Source organism: Planctopirus hydrillae (genome assembly GCF_001707835.1).
GTDB lineage: Bacteria > Planctomycetota > Planctomycetia > Planctomycetales > Planctomycetaceae > Planctopirus > Planctopirus hydrillae.
Genome location: NZ_LYDR01000151.1, coordinates 98,668 through 120,085, shown reverse-complemented (window position 1 = coordinate 120,085; position 21,418 = coordinate 98,668). Strand labels below are relative to the sequence as shown.

Below are 21,418 nucleotides of genomic sequence, written 5' to 3'. Positions count from 1 at the left end.
GATGTCAGATACCCAGGTCTTTTGAAGGAGTTTCTGCTTTTCGTAAAGACGAATCGCCTTAACTTGGTGCGTATGGGTCAAACGAAGACGTGTGACCCCAGCCACCCCGTTTTAAGCCACGCAGTTGCCAGTCACACTTGAATGCAGAGATATGTGTAATTGACAGCAGCTCGGGGCAAGCATGTCTTCGCAAATAACAACGCGCTGTGATTTCCACGAAAACGTGCCAGGCAATTAAGGGGCGGTGGTGGCCAGGTTATTCTGCACGTTTCTTACGCCGGGCTCCAGCCTGACTAACTGTTCGGCCAGACGCCTTTGATCTTCACTGACCACGTTACCTGTCAGTACCGCGACACCATCGGCGTTCATGGCCACCTGCACTCCTGCCAATGCCGGCTGCTTGTAGGCCAGCTTATTGAATCGGGCTTGAGTGTTCAAAATGATCTGGTTGGCGACAGGCTTGGGGAAATCAAACGCAATTCGCTGTTGGGGGCGAATCACAATCTGCTGGCTGGCACCACCGCCGTTCTGCCCGCCAAAATTGTTCTGGCCACCAAAGCCACCGCCATTGAGCTGCTGTTGAACCGCGCGATCGACACCGCCCCGCTGATTATTCTGATTCCCCCGCTGGTTTTGACCCTGACCCGTTGCGGCATTGGCCTGACCAACAAAGTTCGTAGCTCCAAAGTTCTGGCCCACGAAACCACCGGTCCCCGTCCCCTGTTGTCCAAAGGCCGAGAGACCAGCCCCAATCCCGGTCAGTGGAGTGCTCCCAAAACCTGTCCCGGCAGCGGATTGCGTACTCCCGCCACCCATGCCCGGCATCGAGCTGCCACCAAAAGCTGAGGCTTGACTTGCTCGCGGTGCTGTCGAACCGCCAGTCGTACTACCGCTGGAACGATTCATCTGCTGAGCGTGGCAGGTCGTCATGAATGCAGAGGTCATGGGCAGCAATAAGGCCGCCGCTAATCCGCAGTTCAGGATTCCTCGAACCATTTTGGCATTCCTACAACAATTCGCACGATCCGCGACCAAAATCCCGCACGCCGGATCTTCGGCTCTTCTTACATCGGATAGTCTCGCGCGCGATCCCGGAATTGAACACCTGAATTCGGCTTCTGTTTCGAGAATTTCCTGTGGTCGCCCCATCACTCACGCAGGTTGATAACCCCCGCGTCACACTGTGAGGAAAGTTGTTATCGACAATTCGTCGGCAGCATGCGCGGAATGGACACTGTTTTGAGAGTTTGCAACATCTTGCTTGCCCAAAGCTGCAAGCATGGCACAAAGATTGGCTTTGTGGTCTTAAAGTTTAAATTTTCAGAAGGTTGCGCAGATTCAGATCTACTTGATCTGGTCAATCAGAGCGGCGGTTTTCTCGTCATTCCAGAGGTTGGCCTCAATCTGGAATTTGATGTCGATATCCCCCACTTTTCCCGGGAATCGAGCCGTAATCTGCACATAGCGTGTACGGGAGGTCATGGCTTCCCCTTCGAGAATTCGAATGGGAACCTCACGATTGCCAATCAGTCGCTTCACGATCTGCTCTTCGGGGGCGTTGAGTGGCTCCAATTGGGGATAATTGCTGTCAACCTGTTCGAGTGCCGCTTCGAATGGTGTTGGCTTTTTGCCAATATCCGGGCCAATGGCTCGCGGCTGGAACTGGAAGATTCTCAGCCAGCCCCGTCCATCCTGCTGGCGGTAGAAGATCGCCCGCATCAGAAAGAGAAAGTTATCCATCGACTGTGCAGAATCAGGTGTAAACCCTTCTGGAACATTGAGTTCCATCACTTTGGCGAGTTCTTCCTGAACCTGCTCGGGCTGATTGACAAGACTGGGATTCATGACGTTATTGAAGATCAGGCCCATGCCGCAGCAACCCAATAGCCCTACGCCCCCCACGATTCCGAGGATCATCAGTGTGCGGCTGACCCGGCGTTTGGGGCGCGGTGCCAGAATCACGTCTTCGGTTCCCGTCGCCATGTCAAAATTCCTTTGTAACATTTGAATTTCAAATGTTTTATGTCAATTCGTGGATGCTGAATGCTGCCGATTTTTCGCGGCCTGCCGCTCTGCTCAGTTCTTGCAGATCACTTTCATGGAGCATATCGCCCCTCGCCAGAGGCTGCCAATCTCGTGCGCAGGGCTGGGAGTCTTCGCTTCGTCACTCGTTCAGTGAGAAGGGAAACGTTGAATCTCATCAGAGATTGTAGCCTGCAGGTTTTGTCGAGAACCTGGCACGGGCTCGCGGCGTCTTTGTCTGCGGAGGGGAAGGGCTGTCAGCAGAGGCCAGGTGGTTTCCAGAGACAGAAGTTCCTTTGTGGTCTACAATTCCGACGGTTTGCCAGAGCGGTTTGGCAGAGCGGTTTGCCCCCTGCAGCGAGAACTGAGACAATGGTGAATCGACTTTCCGTCCCGAGCTTATCGAGTGCGGGAGAGTCCATTCCCTGTTCAAAATCCGGGACGAAGCACAACTTGAATTGAACCCTAAACAGCCAGCAGAACCTGTTCTCCCCATGCTCTAAGTATGGCACACAGTACTATTGGCTGGTTTCCCGCGGGAATGCATCGCAGTTTTCACGAGTCTTTGACCTTCAAGGCCTGTTATGAGTCTTTTTCTGCCGCATATTGAACGAATTTCTGGCTATGTCCCGGGTGAGCAGCCCCAGGAAGCGGGCTGGATCAAGCTGAACACCAACGAGAATCCTTATCCCCCTTCCCCCCGAGTGGCAGAAGCGATTCAAGCGGCTGCAACCAGTCGTTTGAATCTCTATCCCGATCCTTTAGCCACCAACTTCCGCCGCATTGCTGCGGAAGTCTATGGCGTTGATCCCGATCAGATTCTCCCTACCAATGGCAGTGATGAAGTCCTCACCATCATCACCCGTTCGTTCACCGGGACGGGCGATCTGATGGCTTATCCTTATCCCAGCTACATTCTGTACGAGACGTTGGCCGATCTGCAGAATGTTTCTCACCAGCGGCTGATTCTCGATGAACAGTGGAACTGGTCGAAAGAGCGTGTCGGGCCGGTCGTTCACCGGGCCAAGGCCGTCTTTGTCCCCAATCCTAACAGTCCTTCAGGGAACTGCTGGACCACCTCGCAGATTGCCGAGCTGGTGCCGCCGGAAGGAGTGCTGGTGCTCGATGGGGCCTATGCCGACTTTGCTGATGAACCACAAACGGCAGAGATCCTCAACGCCGATTTCGGCGACCGGGTGGTGATGACACGCACCTTCAGCAAATCGTACAGCCTCGCAGGGATTCGTTTTGGCTTTGCCATCGCCCGACATGACATGATTGCCGGTCTCCGCAAGGTGAAAGACAGCTACAACTGCGACAGCATCTCGCTCGCAGCAGCCACCGCAGCCATTGCGGATCAAGCCTGGATGCGGGCCAATGTCGCACGGATCCGCGAAACACGAGCCTGGTTGACCGATCAATTGATTCAGCTCGGGTTCACTCCCACGCCCAGCCAGGCCAACTTCGTCTGGACGACCCATCCCAGCGGCAAACATCACGAGATTTATCTGGCACTGAAAGCTCGAAAAATCCTCGTCCGTTACATGAGGTTTCCCGGCGTCGATTGGGCAGCAGATCGTCTGCTCGACGGTCTGAGAATCACTATCGGCACTCGTGAAGAAGTCGCCGCCTGTGTCGAGGCACTGAAACAGATCGTCTAATTCGATTGCGTCAGAGAGTAACCACAGACTCAAGAGTCACCGCAAACGATTGAATCACATCCCCAGCCAGAGAGTTTCCTACTTCCTGATGAATGCTCTTTCCCAGTGAATTCTCTTTCCCGAAGAATCCCTGCTCAGGTACTCTGCAGTCCCCACAGGGGCTGATCATCAAGAGATGGAAAAATCTCAAAATTCCTTCAACGAAAATCGAGTTATGTCTTCTCCACGCCAGGCCACCATTGAACGCCATACGTTCGAAACGAAAATTCGGCTGTCACTCAACCTCGATGGCAGTGGCCAAGCCCAGGTGGCGACTGGCGTCGGTTTTCTCGATCACATGCTGACGTTGTTTGCCAAGCATGGTCTCTTTGATCTCGAAGTGACCTGCGATGGCGATACGCACATCGACGACCATCACTCGACCGAAGATATCGGAATCTGCCTGGGCAAAGCCCTCCTTGAGGCATTAGGTCACAAAGCGGGAATTGTCCGCTATGGCAGTATCACCTTGCCTATGGAAGAAACACTCGTCACTTCGGCACTCGATTTGTCGGGGCGTGTGAAATTTATTTATAAGGTTGAATTCCCCACCGAAAAGATCGGTACGTTCGATACTGAACTTGTGGAAGAGTTCTGGCAGGCTGTGGCGGCCAATGCACTCATGAATCTGCACCTGGTGCTGCATCACGGCACCAACAGCCATCACATCAGCGAAGCCATTTTCAAAGGCACAGCTCGAGCCTTAAGGCAAGCGGTGGCAATCGATCCTCGACAAACAGGTGTCCCTTCTTCCAAAGGGACGTTATCAACTTAGGCCTGACTTCAAGACCCTTTCGTGAAGTCTGTTCGCTGACAGCCCGGGCGAGTCATGGTCGGGTTTTGTACGAATTGCGCATCGTTCATCAACAAACCGTACTCGCCTCCCCATTCAAAAAACGAGTAGTCTCGTTCTCATTCGCGATATTCGAGTTTGATCGTGAGCTGAGTGAATCCGGGGAGCAATATGGTGATTCGATGGAGCTCTAGTACGCTTTCCATGAAAAAATGGCGCTCTGTGTGCCATGCTTGCAGCTCTGGGCTGCCCTCTACGCACATCTGTCAGCCAAGGGTGGCCCGGCCAACTCGTGCCCAACTTGCCTACACGGGTTGTCGTGACTTTTCACGACAACAAGAAGCCGCGCCATGCGTGTCCCCTGCCAACACGCTTCTCTAGTTTTTGGGTGGCACGCCCTAAGGTCTTCCGCAGGGCGTGGTCTTTACGTTTATCAACCTCAAGTTTTCACACTGACGGGTGGCAGGGGTCGGATGTCTTCCTCCATCCATTCATCAATCGAGTTCACCAGCACGATTGCATCGGAAAGCCTGCTTCATGACGATCGACAAAGATCACCAGGGACAGTCAAGGTTTCATAACCTGGGGGCAAACGAAGACGTTTGACCCCAGCCACTCAGTCTCCAGTTCCTCCCCAGAAGAAAAGGCGTGCAACGATGTGTGTCATAGACAGCAGCTCTGGGCAAGCATGTCTTCTCAACCAACACCGCGCAATCATCTCACGGGAAACATGTCAGAAAGCGATTTGCCTCGCTGCCTTTCTGCTCATCCTCGTCTGTCGATCGGATCGATTCACGCTGGCTGACGATGTGACTGTCATCGCAGCTCCTGTCCCCGTGGTGACATCGGATCGCCCCGGAATCTTTCCCGAATCGTGGCTGAAGCCTGCCATTGCTGCCAGTGGCGGCGCACTCCCGGCCGCAGAATTTGAGCGCGTCCGGCGGATACTTGTCCCGGCACTGGCCAAGTATCCCGAAGGACTCCTGAAGCAGCATCTCAAGACGGTCTATGTTCTTTCAGAACTCAAGTACAGCGGGGTGATCACGAGTGGGACGAATTCGCGGAATGCGGTCTATCTCAAGATTGGTGATGTCCATAAAGGCTTCACGGATGCTCATAACGAAGCTGTCTTTCATGCGGAGTTATCGAGCATTCTGTTGCGGAATCAGCCAAAACTCCTGGATGAAAATGCCTGGCGATCCGTGAACCCACCCGACTTCAAATACCTCGGGAGTGGTGTGGATGCCGTCAAGCAGAAGAAGGCGGGCTTGAAGCTGGATGAAAAACTTCACGAGCAGGGGTTTCTCAAGGAGTATGCTCAATCCGACCTCGAGAATGACTTCAATGCCTTTGCAGCCATGATTTTCGCGGGTGACGGATCGATCTGGCCGATTGCCGAAAAGCATGACGCCATTCGCAAGAAGCTCGATCTGACTATCAGCTTCTACCACCAGCTCGACCCGGCGTTCACCGAAGATTATTTTCGTAAGCTGGGCGCCTCAGCGGTCACAAGGCAGCCTTAGTTTGCCGATTGGGCCGCTTCTTTTTGCGCCAAAGCCAGATCGGCTTCAACCATCAGTCGTACCAGTTCTTTAAAGTTGGTGGTGGGCTTCCAACCCAGCTCTTTCTCGGCTTTGGAATAATCGCCTTTGAGGACTGGAACTTCACTGGGGCGAAAGAAAGCCGGGTCGATTTCGACGTATTGAGCGGGGTCGAGATCCAGCAGTCGAAAGGTCTCTTCCAGGAATTCCCGCACCGTGTGCGTTTCATTTGTCGCCACGACGTAATCGCCCGGCACAGATTGCTGCAGCATCAGCCACATCGCTTCGACGTAATCTTTCGCAAAGCCCCAATCACGCTGCGCATCGAGATTTCCCAGGGCCAGCTTCTTCTGCAGGCCGACTTTGATTCGAGCTGCACCGAGAGTGATTTTGCGAGTCACAAATTGCTCACCACGCCGGGGAGATTCGTGATTGAAGAGAATCCCGTTCGCTGCATAAAGCCCATACGCTTCGCGATGATTGATCGTCTGATGGTAACCAAACACCTTGGAGCAGGCATATGGGCTGCGGGGATGGAATGGCGTTTCTTCGTTTTGAGGAACGATGGTCGCGTGGCCAAACATTTCGCTGGAAGCGGCATTGTAAAACCGCACTTCCTGAGTTTTTGCCAACTGGATGGCGGATTCCAGAAGCCGTAATGTCCCTAAAGCGACGACATCTGCTGTATAGAGCGGTTGCGTGAAGGAATGATGGACATGACTTTGTGCCCCGAGGTGATAAATCTCGTGAGGCTGAGCTTCTTTGAGCACGCGCTGGATCGAGGTGGTATCGCCCAGGTCACCCGTGTGCAGCACGACTCGGGGTTGATTCCCTCGGGGTTGATTGCCACAGAGAAGATGCTCGATCCGCTGTGTGCTGATGGAACTTGTCCGGCGAATCAGGCCGTGAACTTCGTATCCTTTTTCCAGCAGCAGATCGGCCAGATAAGAACCATCCTGTCCGGTGATTCCAGTGATCAGGGCTCTCTTGGCGGAAGTCATGCTGCAGAATTCCTGTCTCTTGGCAAAATATCAAGGAATCAATCGGGCTGGGGTAGAGGCGAAGTGTAACACGATGCCCTCAGGAGTTTCAGTCGTAGGCCGCTTGATATTCTTCTATCAGGTCACGGGTGGCCTGGCCAACTCGTGGCCAGGTCGTCGTACCCAATACGACGACAAGACGCCGCGCCATCCGCCTCCTTATGCCAAAATCGTTGACAAGACCCTGGATAATCGCACACTTGGAAACCTGGCCTTAACCCGTGCGACTATGGCTGGCTGGGAATCGCCCACGGATTTTCTGGAGGACCTGCCTTAATGTCGGTGCCCCTGGCAAGAGTTCTTCGAGTTTCGCGCATCCATGCGAGACGGTCGTATGGTTTCGATCGCCAAAGAAACGCCCAATTTCCTCGAGTGTGGCAGCGGTCATCTGCCTGGCCAGCAGCATGGCACAATGCCTGGGGAGGACTACAGATTGATGCCGGGATTTACTCTTGAGAGCTTCGATGGTGACGCCGAACTCTTCAGCCACCTGCAGAGCCACCTGATCGATGGTAATCGTGGGAACGAGAAGTTCACCCTGCAGATACCGTTTGATTAAAGAGAGATCGGCTGTCGAATGTTCCCGTCGCGCCATCAGTTCAATCTGCTGGATCGCGACAATCAACTGTGCTGGTGAGCCTGCCAGATTCTCCGCCAGTTCCAGAGCGGCAGCTTCACTCATCGGGAGATGCTTCTGGTGAGCGAAATGAAGAGCAAGTTGCTTGCGGCTGTCCGTGCCAGGCCACTTGAGGAGGGCGCACAATCCTCCGTGACAACGGTTGACCAGGCGTGTGGAAAGCCCGCGCAGCTCACCCGGTGCTTTTTCACTGACAATGAGGACATGTCCGCCGGCATCGGCCATGAGATCAATGACACAGAGCAATTGCTGCTGCAAGTCGGCACGATCCTGCAGCTCATCAAAGCCATCGAGAATCAGAACTTCGAGACTGCGGAGTTTCTCGTGGGCTTCGACGACAGCTTTCTGATCGTGAGCTTCCAGCAGCCACTGGCAGAACTCATGGGCATTGGCCAGGAGGAGTTTGCCACGGGCCAACCGCTTCAATGTTTCGCGGGCCACATGACGCACCAGATGAGTTTTGCCACCACCCGTGGGGCCGTACACCAGCGTGATGCGTGGGCCTTGCACTGCCATCGAACCCATCGGTTCGACAATTCGCATCGCTGCCGTATAGGCAAAATGATTCTCAGGGAGCACGAGAAACGGCTCCTGAGAGGCGAGTGCAGATTGGCTGCGCGCCAATAGTGCGGCGAGCATGATCCGGGTCCGACATCATTGCGGACTGAAGGTAAGGTCTGGCAACCGTCCTTTTGCCTCGGATCATCCCTGGAGCGAATTCGATTGAGCGGCACTTTCACTCATGCCGCCCAAAGTTTGCCAAAAGAAAAAAAGCTGTCCTGGCTTTCTCTCAATACAAGCACATCACCGGTTAAAGATCGTCCTTCAACAATCTTCTCACAACTCAAAAGCGAATCACAGACTGGCCGCTGAATAAATCGATGCGGCTGCACACGGATTGTAACGATTTCGCAGCCCACCACTTCACTCGAGCCTCCCAGAGGCAGCAAAATGGTTCGCTCGATTCCTTAGGAGACCCTGATGATGAACTCATGGCAGGGTACTTCCGCGTGAATCTGAGAAAAGCGAATTCGTGATTCATTTTCGCTTAACGGGCGAAACGGCGACCGGCTCGCGGAAGATTGGCAACGACTGGAATTTCTGATTTCTGACCAGTGGGTGCAAAACTTTTGAGCAATTTGTGATGAGTCTGCATGGCATTATCTCGCAGTTTTCTTGGAAACACATTGCCAAGTGCTGATGATGCAAGCGACATGCCAATTGAGATAGCAATTGTAATTTGTTTCAAATGCGAAACATCGAGACGACTCGCGCGACATGGCCGGTCTGGTGAATTCTGTGACAACTCCGGCTTGCTGCCTCACAGAGAGTCACGGTCTTCAGCGAGACACTGTCTTCAATCAAACGCGCTCTTCGATGGGACGTGGTCTTCAGCGAAAGAGATTGAGAAAGCCGAAAAGCTCGCCCTCATCCCAGCCTTCTCCCGTCGGAACGGGAGAAGGAGCAAGAAACCCTCGCCCGCGTCTGCGTGGGAGAGGGTCGCACGAAGTGCCGGGTGAGGGTCTTTTCCAATGGATATGTATCAATCACAAGGGCTTCCGCAGGGACGCCGATTGTAGCCCTTGGCCAGAGATGACAAGCATCACGCGTTGAAGCCGGTTGTTGATCGCTAGCCCAATACGCTCGAGCTCGCCCTCATCCCGGCCTTCTCCCGTCGGAACGGGAGAAGGAGCAAAAAACCCTCGCCCGCGTCTGCGTGGGAGAGGGTGGCACGAAGTGCCGGGTGAGGGTCTTTTCCAATGGATATGTATCAGTCAGCGAGGTATCCGCAGGGGCGTCGATTGACTGCTCCAGGTCGCTGTCTCTGACGCCCGCTCTCCGGGCCGCAAGCATGGCACTTAATACGCTGTGTCCCCTGAATCGACATTACTTGGCTTTGACAGCCAGACTCATCTGGACGTTCTCGTCGATCTTGCCAGCCCCGTAGGTAATGCCCCACTGGCTGCGAGGGAGATTGAACTTGCTGGTCAATTCCACACCACTTCCGGTCGACTTGATCTGGGCAGGGAAGGTAATGCTGTTGGTCTTGCCATGCAGCGTCAGGTCGCCTGTCACGGTGTAGCCCTCGGCTGTTTTGGCAATGGCCGTCGACACAAACTTGGCTTCTGGGTACCGCTTGACTTCAAAGAAATCCGGGGCTTTCAAGTGGCCAGTCAGCTTTTCATCATCTGACCAGACGGAATCCATCACAATGGTGACCGAGATCTTCCCTTTGGTCAGGTCTTCGGGAGCGGAGAACGTCCCCGAAACCTGCTTGAAACCACCGGCATGTGAGCCTTCCTTTTTGGTACCGACAAAGCCAATGGTGGTGTTCTCACCTGTGAGCTTGTAGTCGGCTGCCACAATCTCGGAACCGGGAGACATCACCAGGGCGGTCATGACAAGGGTGGCTGCCAGCGAAGCAGCCGACGACTTAATGGCATTGAGAAGCGAAATCATCCGTTCAATCTCCTGAGGAATTGGTCAAACATCCCTGACGTGGATCGACCGATATTCGACGGTAATCCGGGTCATTAAGGCAACCTGCACAAAAGTGAGTCATCCAAATGCTATATCAGGCATTCAGATCACACCGTGGATTACCTCAGGCTGGCGTGAACCTTACAACAGGCACAGATTTTTGTTGCCACAGGCCGATCGCCAGAAAGTCTAAGGCATGCAACGAATAGTCCGTCCTTGAGGGAAACCGCACAGAATCGCTCTTCGGTAGACGAATTTATTGCCAGCAAACGTGTGCTGCGGTGATCGGAGAGCGCGATGTCGATTGGTGAAGGCTGGCGAAATCTGTTTGAGAACTGGCCGGAAACCATTCCCCGCAATGGAATTCTGGTCACTAATTATAGCGAAACCATTCCCTTCAAAGCCTTTATGATCTCGGGCAGCATTCTGCTGGTGGAGCGGGAAACGCCCGACAGCCAGGGGGCTCGTAAAGTCCTGATCGCTTACGACTGCATTTCCGCAGTCAAGCTGACGACGCCACTCGATTTGCCGCGATTTCTCGTCATGGGCTTTCAGGCCCCGTGACCGACTTTGTCGAGATTTTCCACGGAAAGATGAGCCGCGTGGGCTCTTCAATCTTCGGATTCTCCCAGTCCCAGTTGCTCCATGCGCCGGTATAATCTGGGCCGCGGGATTTCGAGGAGATCGGCTGCTTTCGAGCGATTGCCGCGAACCGCTGCGAGTGCTTGTTTGATCTGTTCTTTTTCAAAGGCTTCGAGTGCGGCATCGAGAGGCATGATCTGCACTGGCCGGGGTGGTGGCACGCTTTGAGCATCGTGGCCGACCTGCCAGAAGTGAGGCAGATCGTGGACCTGAATGATCGGCCCCTGAGCGCGCTCGCGCGATTCGGTCACAAAGCGTTTGAGTTCGGCGATGTTGCCGGGCCAATTGTATTCACCAATCAATCGCTGCACTTCTGGTGACCAGCCTGCCAGTTGTCGAGGGGCGAGGCGGTTTTGCTCTTCCAGCAGATGTTGAGCGATCAGCAAGGCATCTCGACCTCGTTCACGCAGGGGTGGCAATTCGATTTCGATCGTCGAAATACCCACCAGAGCCTGCTGATCACAGATCTCTCGTTCCAGCAACTGCCGGGAATTGAGCCGGGATGTGGCCATCCAGCGGATGGGGATATCGTTACGGTGAATCGATGCCTTCCGGAACTGTTCGAGCTGTTGCCAGAATGACCTTGGAGCCGCATCGATCGATTTGAGGAGGATGGTTCCCGGCCCGAGTGTGGCGGTTCCTGTGGTGGATGGTACGGATTCGAGGGCATGCTGAATCACTTCGTGGAGCATCGCTTCTGTCAGAATCTGACAATCCAGTGGCACGAAGGCATTACGTTGCACCGAGCTGCGCTGGTGAATGCTTCTGGCAAAATGTTCCTTTCCGGTACCGTTTTCACCGACAATCAGAAGGGGGGCCAGGTTTCCCGCGGCCAGCTCGGCCTGATGAATCGCCTTGCGGAAAAGTGGTGCGTGACCGACCAGTGAAGCATCCGTCGTTTCGTGTCGCCATTTGAGCCGGGCAGCTGCCAACTCGGCATGGAGCGTCTGTGCCAGCCCCGGCTTGATCACTGGTGGTTGAGGAATTCTTCCGACCACACCCAGAATCACGGGGTTCGCTTCTGGCTGATTGCCGAGATTCCAGAAGGTGATGCGTGTTGCCAGAGGAGGCATGCCGACACGAGGGAGATAAACTGCCGAAACGATCGTTTCGCCCGGGGCGGGAAGATCGGGTGGTGGTGCCAACGCAGCGAGAAGCGCTGCTGGTGAGCTGGTCTCGCCGGTGCTGAGATAATCGAGCGATTCCCCCAGGAGTTGTTCTTTCGCAAATCCCGCCAGATGGAGCAGAGCCTGATTGAGATAGATCAGCTTTCGGTCGGAGCTGACCATGAAGACAGGCTCGTGAGCTTCATTGAGCAGAGCATCTGCCGACAGAGGCTTGGAAGATCGGCGGGCCATGAACTCTTTCTCTCGATGGGACTGGCAGATCAGCAGCTCAAAACGAGGATCAGGCTTCGTCGTCACCAGGATCCAGGCTCAGCAGATCGAGCAACTCCCCAATCGTGTGATGCTTCTCGAGGGGATGCCTCAACTGCAGACTGGCATTGACGGTGTACCGGTTGCAGCGGCCCTGCTTGGTGATCATGAGGTAGTTGGCCTCAACGAGTTCTGCCACCACACGTTGCACCATGCGCTCGGTAATTCCGACTGCCACCGCGACATCACGCAGCCTTTGATCGGGCTGCCGATAGAGCGACAGCAGGACGTGAGTGTGATTGGTCATGAACGTCCAGTTCGCCGACGTGGTCGTGCGGGCTTCTTCGCCCACAACTTTGGCTGTTGAAGAATTGGCTCCTGCCCGTTTGGTCATGCTCGTCTTTTCTTGACCTGGATTTCTGGCAGAGCTTGCAGCCCGCACTTTTCGCCCTGATGCCGAGGGAGAGGGCGAAGGGGTGGAAGCAGATTGTTTGGGTGCCATGAGCCGGCCCATCAAAAGGTGGTGAAAAAAAAATCGAGAAAATCTGCACGAGATCTTGCAAGAACTTAATTACGCGACTAAAAATACACGAAACTTATTTCGTGTTTATAACTCTCTTCCTGACTCTTCTCGAAAGGAATGGCAGTTTCATGCTGGAAGTGTTGAGAATCAACCTGTGTTCTCCGATCTCGCTGGCCTTCGTGCTGGGTTTATTCGCTCGGATCATCCGCAGTGAACTGTCGTTGCCCCGCGAATTATACGCCTCGCTTTCGATTTATCTGCTGCTCGCACTTGGATTAAAAGGGGGCGTCGAACTTTCTCATGCGTCGATGGCCGAACTCGCCTGGCCGGCAATCGTCACACTTCTCCTCGGAGTGATCACTCCCTGCACAGCGTACCTCGTTCTCCGTCGGATCGGCAGGTTCAGTATTGCTGATTCGGCAGGGATTGCAGCGCACTACGGTTCGGTCTCTGCCGTTACGTTTATTGCAGCCCAGCAGTTCGTCCAAACGCTTGGTTTTCCGGCGGAAGGCTTCATGCCCACATTGCTGACATTGCTCGAAAGCCCCGGAATTCATGTCGCGTTAGGGATTGGAGCGGTGCAGACAGCTCGCCTGGCCAGCCAGCCTCGGGCCGATGGTTCTCATCCCGTCGAACGCCGACCACTAAAAGAAGTCTTGCATGAAGTTCTGACAGCCCGCTCGATGATTCTGCTGGTGGGTGGCCTCGCTTGCGGCTTCGTGATGGGCGAAAAAGGTTACGAACCGGTCAAACCGTTCTTCGAAGGCATGTTCAAAGGGGCTCTCACGTTGTTTCTGCTCGAAATGGGATTGGCGGCCGGTGCCAGGCTGGGTGACCTCAAATCGACAGGTCTGTTCCTGCTGGCCTTTGGCATGATCATGCCCATACTGCATGGAAGCCTGGGTGTCTTTCTCGGACATTGGGCGGGTCTGTCGATTGGTGGTGCCACAGTTCTTGGTGCGATGGCAGCCAGTGCCTCGTACATTGCCGCCCCACCGGCTGTTCGTATGACACTTCCTGAGGCGAACCCCACGTTGTATCTCACGGCGGCTCTGGCCATCACGTTCCCCTTTAACATCGTGCTGGGGATTCCGATTTACTTTCAACTGGCGCGGATGCTCGCAGGTTGACGTTGAAGAAACATCTTGGCGACACGGGCTGCCAGGACGATCTCTGCCAGAGGCTGAAGTCTATGGAAAAGAAGCATTGTCGAGTCGATGCAGAAAGCTGAGCATCAGCCTGATCAGCGTCTCTCGAACAGGCTGATGCGCTTCCGTCTTCAGACACGACAAACCAGGAGTTTTATTGTGCATACCGTCCCTCTGACTTTGCTGACAATTATTGGTGAAGGATTGCTCCGCGAGCGTTTGATTACCGAGATCGAACGGGCTGGTGCGAAAGGATACACCATCACGGAGTGCTCGGGCTCGGGATCACGTCACCGGCGTGTGGGCGAGCTGCTGGGTGAAAACATGAAGCTCGAATGTGTGGTTTCTCCCGAAGTGGCCGACAAACTGCTCGGCATCCTTTCTGACGAATACTTCCCGCACTTTGCGGTCATTGCGTATCTCAGTCCAGTCTCTGTGATCCGAGGAGATAAATATGTCTGAAAAGTTCTCTCTGAAGTCTTCCCATGATGCGGCTCTGGCAGGTCCTCAAACATCTTCCCGACGCATGTGGCTTAAGCAAATGACAGCCACGGCCTGCGGCTGTGGTATGGTAGGATCTGGTCTGTTGAATGCGAATACCCTATTGGGAGAAGAGCCAATGCAAGTCCCTATGCCCACGACGCCACAAGAAGCACTCGATCTTCTTTATCATGGCAACGAACGTTTCAGTCGCGGGCAATCGATGGCAGCCCATCGAGATCTGGATCGAGTCAAGGCTGTCGCTCGTAAGCAAAGCCCGTTTGCCGCTTTCCTGGGATGTGCTGACTCGCGAGTTCCTATTGAGATTGTGTTTGATCAGGGATTCGGCGATTTGTTCGTGACTCGAATTGCCGGGAATATTGCTTCGAGTGAGAACATCGGCAGCCTGGAATTCGGGGCGCAGATCCTCGGTTCGAAAGTGATCTACGTGCTGGGGCATTCAGCCTGCGGTGCAGTGACAGCCACGATGGAGGGGCGGGAAGTTCCCGGGCAGATCAGTGGCTTGTTCCAGTACATTCGGCCAGCCGTCAAAGTTGCCAAAGGAGACGTCGAAGTCGCTGTGCGGGAGAACGTGAAGAATCAGGCGATGCTGATTGCGGAATCGTCCCCGGTCATTTCACGACTCGTGCAGAAGAAAGAGCTGATTGTCGCCGGCGGCGTTTACGACCTGCAATCGGGCGTCGTCACACCAGTGGAGATGAGTTTCTAAGAATGTGGGTTGATGGTGGAAAGTCGAGAGGCCGTATCGAAGTGGAAGGCTTTACCCTCTTTCGATGGCTGGTGGATGGATGATGAAGTTGATCTTCACCAGGAAGTTTGGAAGGTTCGAGAAGAAAAGGGGTATGGGAAAAGCTGGCTCACAACAATGAAGTTGTGAGCTTCGTAGGCTGAAGGAGCAAAAGCCCCGCTGAACATCATTGACTCGGCATGGCAACAAGTTCACCCTATGACTTGAGCAGATATCTATGAGAATCAAGTCTTTCTGGTGACAATTCATGAAGCCCTTACGGGTCATCATAGCGGCATACATGGTCGTCATTACTGTCGCTTTCGTATGGACGAAAGCTGCGTCCGTCTGGACATCAATTCAGATCTCGTTCGCCAATGAGCAGACGATGATCTTTGCTCAGATGGTTGATCAGGCCTCGGAAGCCAGCCAGCAGATGCCTCCGAACGTTCCAGCGATCATCAGTTGCCTGGACTACACCCATAGCTACTACCCTCCAGGAACCAAACAAACTGTAGGATTACCTTTGAATCAGGTTGTTGAACGAACACGATTCATGGCTGAGCGGCAGATAATTGGCATGCTGCGACAGGCGACGAATAAAGATTTCGGTGATGATGCCTCAGACTGGATTATCGAATACACGCAAACTCAGCCCTCTGTATCGAACTGATTAGCACAGAGTTCCCATAGTGGAGAACAGGATGGCATAATGCACTTATCGGCGAGTCACTTGGACGGGTGGACGACTCGTCATCTTCGCGGGAATATGGTAGCAGCTAACGGAACTGCCATTGTTGAAGCTTCATGGTACGATGAGGGGACTGAAAGAGGTGAATCGTTTGAAATCGATTTTCCTGATGCGAGAATTCGAGAATGCCAAGAAGTACTGGCTCAATTAAAGCCTGTCTACAATGGGTGTGTTGACGATCTCCCGATCTACGAATTATCGGTGTCCGACAACGATCGTATATTGACAACCAGAGTCTATGAGGGAATTCACTGGCCAGATGCGATCAAGCCAGAAATCGATTCCTTCAGGCGGATCTGGGAACCCATTGATAACGAGGTTGAAAAACACCTCGCAATTCCCGGTCGATTCAAGAAGCGAAAAAAATAATGGTCGAGTTTATTGCTACAATAGTTTCTTAAAGATTGCACTCAACGTGACTATTCCTGGCACGGCGAAACTGTACTCGAGGTCGATAGAGCAGGAAATGGTGCAATCCGTCGGAACTCCTTGCACCCTACAGGGCTCACAAGAGCTTTATAAATACACGTTAGCGGAGCTTCGACGAGGTTGATTTTTTGGGCTTGATGGCGTGGGTTTTGAGTGTGTCGAGGGTCTTCTGGAAGTCGGCGGGTAAGGGGGCTTCGAAGACCATCCGCTTTTTAGTCACCGGATGATTGAAGGCCAGTCGGCGGGCATGCAGGGCTTGCCGGTCGATCAAGGTTTCATCGGCTTCTTCGGCAGTGTCCGGCAGAATGTCCGACAGCTTGACGCACGTTTTCCCTTCATACAGACGGTCGGCAATAATCGGATGACCCAGGTGGTGCATGTGGACGCGTAACTGATGCGTGCGCCCCGTCTGCGGCTGAAGTTTTACATACGTAAAGCCACGAAATCGCTGCTGGACTTCGTAAAAAGTAGCGGCCTGGCGAGCATTATCGCCCGGTGGGCAGACCATCATCCGCTCTCGATTGCGGAAGCTCACCCGCACATACGTTTCGACATAATCAGCGTCGAACTGCATCTCACCCCAGACAATGGCGTGATACTCTTTCTCGACCGAACGTTCTTCAAACTGGCGGCTGAGATGCTGATGCACCGTGTTGTCTTTGGCGACGACAAGCACACCACTCGTATCGCGGTCGAGTCGATGGACAATCCCCGCACGGTACTGGCCGGCGACATCGCTCAAGCTGTCAAAGTGAAACTGCAAAGCACCAGCCAACGTGCCGCGATAGTTCCCGCGTCCTGGATGAACAATCATGTTGGCGGTTTTGTTGATCACACACAGATATTCGTCGTCGTAAAGAATATCGAGCGGAATATCTTCGGGCTGCACGCGCTGATCGGGTTCGGCGGGGAGCGAGAACTCAATGACGTCGTTGACGCGCAGACGGCGTGAAATCTTGACGGGCAAGCCATTGACGAGGACTTTCCCCTCTTCGATGGTGCGCTGAAAGGCGACCCGGCTGAAGTTGGGATACAGGCGGCTGAGATAATGGTCAATTCGCCAGCCGTGAGCACGAGCTTCGACAGTGAGCACCAGTGCGGGATTGTCATCGAGACCGAAAATCGAAGGCTCGTTCATGGCAATCTCGTGGGTGGCTGGCGGGCCAGAAAAGAACGATCAGAAAAGAACGATCAAACAAATAGAACAGGCCCGTCAGCCGGGCCTGAGATTACTCACCAGAGTACCACATGCCGAGACCAAGGTGTAGGACCTGAAGATCTGCAGCCCAGATCTGGAACCTGAGACCATCGATCAATCAGCCTGGCGACAGGCGACAAACGGAGCATTATGGCTGGGGAGGAATCTCTGGACTGTCTGCTGGCTTGGTGGAAGCCTCGGGAGCCGCGGGCTTTTCACCTGCTGGAGTTTCGGGCTTGGCGGGTGCCGCTTCGGGCTTCGCTGGTGCGGGAGGAAGTGCAGGATCTGGAGTACCGGCATCCTTGGGAGTCGCGGACTCTTTGGGAGTATCGGTTGTGGCAGGTGCAGCGGCGGGCGGGATATCGCCTTCGGTCGATTTGACGGGTGAATCTGTGGATTTAACGGGGGATGAATTGCCACCCGCTGGGGAAGCGGGAGGAGTCATGCCGGGCAGGTCGAGGCCGGGAAGACCAAGTGCACCACCTAATCCATCTCGAGGACGGGCCGGCGATTCGGGCTTGGGGTTCTGCTGGCTGTACCATTCGTAGAAGCTCTTGGTTTCGGGAGTCGCCAGGGCCTTGATCCGTTCATCGGCGATCGGCTTAAAGATCGACTTTGGAAACTCACTGACCAGTTCTTCGTATTTGGAAATGGCAGGTTTGGTGTCGGCATTGGACGTGGCTTCAAGCACGCGGGCCAGACCAAACAGGGCACGTTCACGCAGGATGTTGGCCGACTTGTTCTCTGCCAGCACCTTCTCGAACCCCACCTGAGACTCCTTGAACTCGCTGTTCGCGGCTGCGCGATTGCGGTTCACCTGCAGCATCCCTTCGTCAAAGCGAAGTTCGGCAGCTCGCAGGCGGGCCCATTCACCAGGCGGTGTGCCGGCATAACGCTCGGCCAATGCTTCCATATCGGCAGGAAGTGTCGTCCCTTCAACATCAGACCAGGCTGCAGCAAGCCGGGCGGTTTGATTGGTCGAATAGACAATATAGCCAATCGACCCGATCACGACGGCAGCCAGCACAGCCAGGAGTGTCAGGCCAAAGCGTTCGAAAAAGCCACTCGACTTGAGAAGGAGCTTTCCGAGTTCACGTTCCTGCAGTTGAGATTCAATCGATGGTTCAGAATTCATGGAGCTTAATTCATCGCTGAAGAGAATGCTGTCTCAAGACGACAGCGCAATCGTGGCGCACATGCCCACAAGATCGGTAAAAGCATAAAACTCTCATAGGGCAAGCGTCAAGCCAAGCGAGCGGGCCATTTCGTCGCAACTCCAAGTGAAATCGGGAGTTGCCAGCAGAAACGGCCTGAATCACTTTCGCCGATCGCCACTTTCGCGGGTCTTCATTATCCCGGCAGGCGAAAAAACTTTAGTTCCAGTGCGATCGACAGTTACGTCAACGACTTCCCAAAATCTCCCCGCACATCCCGCCACATTGAATGAATGTGGTTAGCACCATCCTGGGTGTTGTTGTATTCGATGATAAACGTCGGCCCCTGGACGCGATAATGGTGCGGCTGATACTGCTTGATCCCTCCCCACCAGGCAAAGTGAACCTGATCCCAGCCCGAACGTTCAATCTCGGCGAGTCGTCGCTGAGCCACTTCTTCCGGCATGTTCGCCAGATACTCGCCGACGAGAGCTCGCACTTTTTCGACCGATTCCGTCCCCAGTTCGGGCAGCAGCACTCCGACCGGAGCTTCCACCACAGGTTGAGGGGCTCCCGGCCCGGCCACATCTTTGGGTGGTTCCTGCGAAATCGTGGCTTTCGCACGCCCGGATTCACTGGCCAGAGTGATTGCCTGACGGGCAAAGTCTTCTTCGTTGCCCAGCACCCTTAAAACACGGCCCGGAACAGATTCCATGGTGGCCGGATTACAGCCATAGAACTCGGGTGTGGTCGCCACAATCCGGTCGCCATCGAGTGTGTAGTTGAGCGAGAGATGATGACCTTCGATGCGATAACCCCATGCTCCCATGCCGGGCGTACCGAAGATGCTGAAGTGGTATTGTTCGGGGTCGCGACGTTCGCGGCGTTTTTCGCGATCACCAGCCTCGTACAAAAAGAGAACCTCTTCGAGACTCATGATCTTGATTGCCTGATCGTAGCCCGTCTCCGTAAGGCCACTTTTGAGCAAGGCAAAGGCGGCCTTGCGGGCTGGCCCCGTTAAGGCTCGCAGCTTGATGCCTTTGCGAGGCTTGGGAATGAAGTGCCAGTTGAGACGCTCGGGGTCATCGTAAGCGAACTGTACGAGAGCCCGTTGTTCGTCCGTGAGGGATTGCAAGAACTTGCTGGCGGCAGTCACCATCCGCGGGCCAGCCACTGAGGGCTGTGCAGCAGCCGTTTCGTTCGCCAGATTGGCATTGCTTGCCAAAGCCGTGCTCGAAGAAGCAAATCGCAGTGCACCATAACCGGCTGCTAATGTTCCCAGAAACAATCGTCGGTTGAATTCCATGGTGCGATTCCTTGGTGTTAACGAACAGGCTGGATAGTTATCAGGAGAGATTCGTCGGTGTGAAGTTTCGTGAGGTTTGTTACTGATCCAGGCCGGGGCCGAATCTCGATCATTATGGCACATGGCAGGCAACAGACTCAGCCAGTCACAGACCCCGGTTAGATACGGACTCTTTGGGAACAAAATCGGCAGGGAGTACATGCGACTGGTTTTCAGAGGTGAAAATCGGTCGGCGAAGCTTTATCGTTTTAAATCAATGATTCTCGATGCGTCATGACGTTACTCCATCGGGCAGGTCATGACAACCACTTCCTGGCCAACTCCCTCAGGGCAGGCAAAGATTGCCCGGCGGAATTCCTGATTGCAGACGATTGAACCATGCTCAAACGACGTGAATTCATTGCGACCACAACGATGGCTGCCGGACTCTCCGCTGCATCAGCACTCTCCTGCCAATCCGCCGAGGCGGCCATCGAGCCGGGGCGACCGTTTCGCTATTGCCTGAATACAAGCACCATTCGTGGTCAGAAGCTGCCCATCGTCGAAGAGATCAAGCTGGTTGGCGATGCAGGATACGATGGGATCGAGCCCTGGATTAACGAAATCGATGCTTACCAGCAGCAGGGTGGCTCACTCCCTGATCTGTCGAAACGCATTGCTGATGCCGGCCTGACAGTCGAGAGTGCGATTGGGTTTGCCGCCTTTTTAGTCGACGACCCGGCTCAGCGGCAGAAGGGGCTGGATGAAGCTCGCCGATGCATGAAACTGGTGAAGGCTTTGGGGGGATCGAGAATTGCCGCCCCTCCTGTGGGTGTCACCGATCGAACCGATATGAATCTGGATGTGCTGGCCGAGCGGTTTGCCGCCCTGGTACAGGTGGGGCGCGAAGAGGGCGTGTGGCCACAGCTCGAACTTTGGGGCTTCTCAAAAACTTTGCATAAGCTGGGCGAAGTCGCTTATCTGCTGGCCCAGTGCGGCGACGTGAATGCACTGGCTCTATTGGATGCATATCACATTTATAAGGGTGGTTCTGAGTTCGGTGGCCTGGGAGCCTTTGCCGGGAACCGCATGCAGTGTTTTCACATCAATGATTATCCTGCCGAACCACCACGTTCGGAAATCAAAGATGAACACCGCGTTTATCCCGGAGATGGCATCTGCCCGCTGACTGAAGTTCTCACGATTCTCAAAAACAGCGGGTTTCGGGGTGCGATATCGCTCGAACTTTTTAATCGCAGCTATTGGCAGTTGCCAGCCGATCAGGTGGTGAAGACCGGTCTGGAAAAGATGAAGGCCGTTGTGGCCAAAGCGGGTTTGTAGTCAGCATTTCCCTTCAGCCAACGACTGCTGCTAATGCGAAGCGGCGGATTCGTGATGTGTGGCCATTGTCCGTCGTGCTGCAGGAATGATGAATTGTGGTTGAAGGTTCGACGTGTTCCTCTCGACCGC

The 21,418-nt window shown here is 54.3% G+C and carries 20 protein-coding genes; 10 read left to right on the top strand and 10 right to left on the bottom strand.

Going from position 1 to position 21,418, the window contains the following annotated elements; genetic code table 11:
* Nucleotides 1-234: 234 nt before the first annotated feature.
* Nucleotides 235-996 carry a BON domain-containing protein gene (locus tag A6X21_RS19015; RefSeq protein ID WP_068851244.1) on the bottom strand — a complete coding sequence of 254 codons (762 nt, stop codon included), beginning with the start codon at nt 994-996 and terminating at the stop codon, nt 235-237.
* 348 nt (nt 997-1,344) lie between these two features.
* Nucleotides 1,345-1,983: a hypothetical protein gene (locus A6X21_RS19010; RefSeq protein WP_068851241.1), complete on the bottom strand. Its 639-nt coding sequence runs from the start codon at nt 1,981-1,983 to the stop codon at nt 1,345-1,347.
* Nucleotides 1,984-2,606: 623 nt separating this feature from the next.
* Here A6X21_RS19010 and hisC point away from each other — a divergent pair.
* The 3 genes from hisC to A6X21_RS18995 all read left to right on the top strand — a co-directional run bounded on the left by hisC (nt 2,607) and on the right by A6X21_RS18995 (nt 6,038).
* A complete protein-coding gene (gene hisC / locus A6X21_RS19005; protein ID WP_068851239.1) occupies nt 2,607-3,683 on the top strand; it encodes a histidinol-phosphate transaminase in 1,077 nt (358 codons plus the stop codon).
* 214 nt (nt 3,684-3,897) lie between these two features.
* Nucleotides 3,898-4,497 (top strand): imidazoleglycerol-phosphate dehydratase HisB, encoded by a 600-nt coding sequence (hisB, locus tag A6X21_RS19000; RefSeq protein WP_083233733.1) that lies wholly within the window; start codon nt 3,898-3,900, stop codon nt 4,495-4,497.
* Between the two features lie 827 nt (nt 4,498-5,324).
* Complete coding sequence (locus tag A6X21_RS18995; RefSeq protein WP_131818443.1) at nt 5,325-6,038, top strand: hypothetical protein; 714 nt, start codon at nt 5,325-5,327, stop codon at nt 6,036-6,038.
* Here A6X21_RS18995 and gmd read toward each other — a convergent pair.
* The 3 genes from gmd to A6X21_RS18975 all read right to left on the bottom strand — a co-directional run bounded on the left by gmd (nt 6,035) and on the right by A6X21_RS18975 (nt 10,193).
* Nucleotides 6,035-7,057, bottom strand: a complete 1,023-nt coding sequence (gene gmd / locus A6X21_RS18990; protein ID WP_068851229.1) for a GDP-mannose 4,6-dehydratase — start codon at nt 7,055-7,057, stop codon at nt 6,035-6,037. The genes A6X21_RS18995 and gmd overlap by 4 nt on opposite strands.
* 253 nt (nt 7,058-7,310) lie before the next feature.
* The gene (locus tag A6X21_RS18985) at nt 7,311-8,372 is read right to left on the bottom strand and encodes a helix-turn-helix domain-containing protein (protein ID WP_068851227.1); all 1,062 of its coding nucleotides are present in this window, start codon (nt 8,370-8,372) and stop codon (nt 7,311-7,313) included.
* A 1,248-nt stretch (nt 8,373-9,620) separates the two neighbouring features.
* Complete coding sequence (locus A6X21_RS18975; protein ID WP_068851221.1) at nt 9,621-10,193, bottom strand: YceI family protein; 573 nt, start codon at nt 10,191-10,193, stop codon at nt 9,621-9,623.
* Nucleotides 10,194-10,511: 318 nt separating this feature from the next.
* Here A6X21_RS18975 and A6X21_RS18970 point away from each other — a divergent pair, with 318 nt between their 5' ends.
* On the top strand, nt 10,512-10,778 hold the full coding sequence (locus A6X21_RS18970; RefSeq protein ID WP_068851218.1) for a hypothetical protein: 267 nt from the start codon (nt 10,512-10,514) through the stop codon (nt 10,776-10,778).
* Between the two features lie 47 nt (nt 10,779-10,825).
* Here the strand turns inward: A6X21_RS18970 and A6X21_RS18965 are convergent, their stop codons facing one another.
* Both A6X21_RS18965 and A6X21_RS18960 read right to left on the bottom strand, forming a co-directional pair.
* Nucleotides 10,826-12,280, bottom strand: a complete 1,455-nt coding sequence (locus A6X21_RS18965; protein ID WP_068851215.1) for an AAA-type ATPase lid domain-containing protein — start codon at nt 12,278-12,280, stop codon at nt 10,826-10,828.
* Nucleotides 12,264-12,626: an ArsR family transcriptional regulator gene (locus tag A6X21_RS18960; protein WP_068851281.1), complete on the bottom strand. Its 363-nt coding sequence runs from the start codon at nt 12,624-12,626 to the stop codon at nt 12,264-12,266. Before A6X21_RS18960 ends, A6X21_RS18965 begins: the two co-directional genes overlap by 17 nt.
* Nucleotides 12,627-12,883: 257 nt before the next feature.
* Between A6X21_RS18960 and A6X21_RS18955 the strand changes: the two genes are divergently transcribed.
* From A6X21_RS18955 to A6X21_RS18940, 4 genes are all read left to right on the top strand, one after another.
* Nucleotides 12,884-13,885: a sodium-dependent bicarbonate transport family permease gene (locus tag A6X21_RS18955; RefSeq protein ID WP_068851213.1), complete on the top strand. Its 1,002-nt coding sequence runs from the start codon at nt 12,884-12,886 to the stop codon at nt 13,883-13,885.
* Nucleotides 13,886-14,062: 177 nt separating this feature from the next.
* Complete coding sequence (locus tag A6X21_RS18950; RefSeq protein WP_013111938.1) at nt 14,063-14,365, top strand: P-II family nitrogen regulator; 303 nt, start codon at nt 14,063-14,065, stop codon at nt 14,363-14,365.
* Nucleotides 14,358-15,113: a carbonic anhydrase gene (locus tag A6X21_RS18945; RefSeq protein ID WP_205847500.1), complete on the top strand. Its 756-nt coding sequence runs from the start codon at nt 14,358-14,360 to the stop codon at nt 15,111-15,113. Before A6X21_RS18950 ends, A6X21_RS18945 begins: the two co-directional genes overlap by 8 nt.
* A 286-nt stretch (nt 15,114-15,399) precedes the next feature.
* Complete coding sequence (locus A6X21_RS18940) at nt 15,400-15,804, top strand: hypothetical protein (RefSeq protein ID WP_131818442.1); 405 nt, start codon at nt 15,400-15,402, stop codon at nt 15,802-15,804.
* Between the two features lie 607 nt (nt 15,805-16,411).
* On the opposite strand, the gene A6X21_RS18930 is transcribed toward A6X21_RS18940, so the two are convergent.
* Nucleotides 16,412-17,449 carry an RluA family pseudouridine synthase gene (locus tag A6X21_RS18930; protein WP_068851204.1) on the bottom strand — a complete coding sequence of 346 codons (1,038 nt, stop codon included), beginning with the start codon at nt 17,447-17,449 and terminating at the stop codon, nt 16,412-16,414.
* Between A6X21_RS18930 and A6X21_RS25355 the strand changes: the two genes are divergently transcribed.
* Nucleotides 17,448-17,579 carry a hypothetical protein gene (locus A6X21_RS25355; protein ID WP_261340651.1) on the top strand — a complete coding sequence of 44 codons (132 nt, stop codon included), beginning with the start codon at nt 17,448-17,450 and terminating at the stop codon, nt 17,577-17,579. The two genes, A6X21_RS18930 and A6X21_RS25355, sit on opposite strands and share 2 nt — an antisense overlap.
* Nucleotides 17,580-17,657: 78 nt before the next feature.
* On the opposite strand, the gene A6X21_RS24835 is transcribed toward A6X21_RS25355, so the two are convergent.
* Together A6X21_RS24835 and A6X21_RS18920 are read right to left on the bottom strand one after the other, a co-directional pair.
* Nucleotides 17,658-18,644 carry a hypothetical protein gene (locus tag A6X21_RS24835; RefSeq protein WP_068851201.1) on the bottom strand — a complete coding sequence of 329 codons (987 nt, stop codon included), beginning with the start codon at nt 18,642-18,644 and terminating at the stop codon, nt 17,658-17,660.
* 260 nt (nt 18,645-18,904) lie between these two features.
* Nucleotides 18,905-19,969, bottom strand: a complete 1,065-nt coding sequence (locus A6X21_RS18920) for a DUF3500 domain-containing protein (RefSeq protein ID WP_068851272.1) — start codon at nt 19,967-19,969, stop codon at nt 18,905-18,907.
* Between the two features lie 378 nt (nt 19,970-20,347).
* On the opposite strand from A6X21_RS18920, the gene A6X21_RS18915 reads away from it, so the two are divergent.
* Nucleotides 20,348-21,289, top strand: a complete 942-nt coding sequence (locus tag A6X21_RS18915) for a sugar phosphate isomerase/epimerase family protein (RefSeq protein ID WP_068851198.1) — start codon at nt 20,348-20,350, stop codon at nt 21,287-21,289.
* Nucleotides 21,290-21,418: the final 129 nt, after the last annotated feature.

What these genes read in the sequence shown, in the direction of transcription:
- A6X21_RS18970 (WP_068851218.1), top strand. Translation starts at nt 10,512, where the DNA reads ATGTCGATTGGTGAAGGCTGGCGAAATCTGTTTGAGAACTGGCCGGAA.
- A6X21_RS18955 (WP_068851213.1), top strand. Translation starts at nt 12,884, where the DNA reads ATGCTGGAAGTGTTGAGAATCAACCTGTGTTCTCCGATCTCGCTGGCC.
- A6X21_RS18930 (WP_068851204.1), bottom strand. Translation starts at nt 17,449, where the DNA reads ATGAACGAGCCTTCGATTTTCGGTCTCGATGACAATCCCGCACTGGTG.
- A6X21_RS25355 (WP_261340651.1), top strand. Translation starts at nt 17,448, where the DNA reads ATGGCAATCTCGTGGGTGGCTGGCGGGCCAGAAAAGAACGATCAGAAA.
- A6X21_RS24835 (WP_068851201.1), bottom strand. Translation starts at nt 18,644, where the DNA reads ATGAATTCTGAACCATCGATTGAATCTCAACTGCAGGAACGTGAACTC.
- A6X21_RS18945 (WP_205847500.1), top strand. Translation starts at nt 14,358, where the DNA reads ATGTCTGAAAAGTTCTCTCTGAAGTCTTCCCATGATGCGGCTCTGGCA.
- A6X21_RS18960 (WP_068851281.1), bottom strand. Translation starts at nt 12,626, where the DNA reads ATGACCAAACGGGCAGGAGCCAATTCTTCAACAGCCAAAGTTGTGGGC.
- A6X21_RS19015 (WP_068851244.1), bottom strand. Translation starts at nt 996, where the DNA reads ATGGTTCGAGGAATCCTGAACTGCGGATTAGCGGCGGCCTTATTGCTG.
- A6X21_RS18920 (WP_068851272.1), bottom strand. Translation starts at nt 19,969, where the DNA reads ATGGAATTCAACCGACGATTGTTTCTGGGAACATTAGCAGCCGGTTAT.
- A6X21_RS18985 (WP_068851227.1), bottom strand. Translation starts at nt 8,372, where the DNA reads ATGCTCGCCGCACTATTGGCGCGCAGCCAATCTGCACTCGCCTCTCAG.
- A6X21_RS19010 (WP_068851241.1), bottom strand. Translation starts at nt 1,983, where the DNA reads ATGGCGACGGGAACCGAAGACGTGATTCTGGCACCGCGCCCCAAACGC.
- A6X21_RS18975 (WP_068851221.1), bottom strand. Translation starts at nt 10,193, where the DNA reads ATGATTTCGCTTCTCAATGCCATTAAGTCGTCGGCTGCTTCGCTGGCA.
- gmd (WP_068851229.1), bottom strand. Translation starts at nt 7,057, where the DNA reads ATGACTTCCGCCAAGAGAGCCCTGATCACTGGAATCACCGGACAGGAT.
- A6X21_RS18915 (WP_068851198.1), top strand. Translation starts at nt 20,348, where the DNA reads ATGCTCAAACGACGTGAATTCATTGCGACCACAACGATGGCTGCCGGA.
- hisB (WP_083233733.1), top strand. Translation starts at nt 3,898, where the DNA reads ATGTCTTCTCCACGCCAGGCCACCATTGAACGCCATACGTTCGAAACG.
- A6X21_RS18940 (WP_131818442.1), top strand. Translation starts at nt 15,400, where the DNA reads ATGAAGCCCTTACGGGTCATCATAGCGGCATACATGGTCGTCATTACT.
- hisC (WP_068851239.1), top strand. Translation starts at nt 2,607, where the DNA reads ATGAGTCTTTTTCTGCCGCATATTGAACGAATTTCTGGCTATGTCCCG.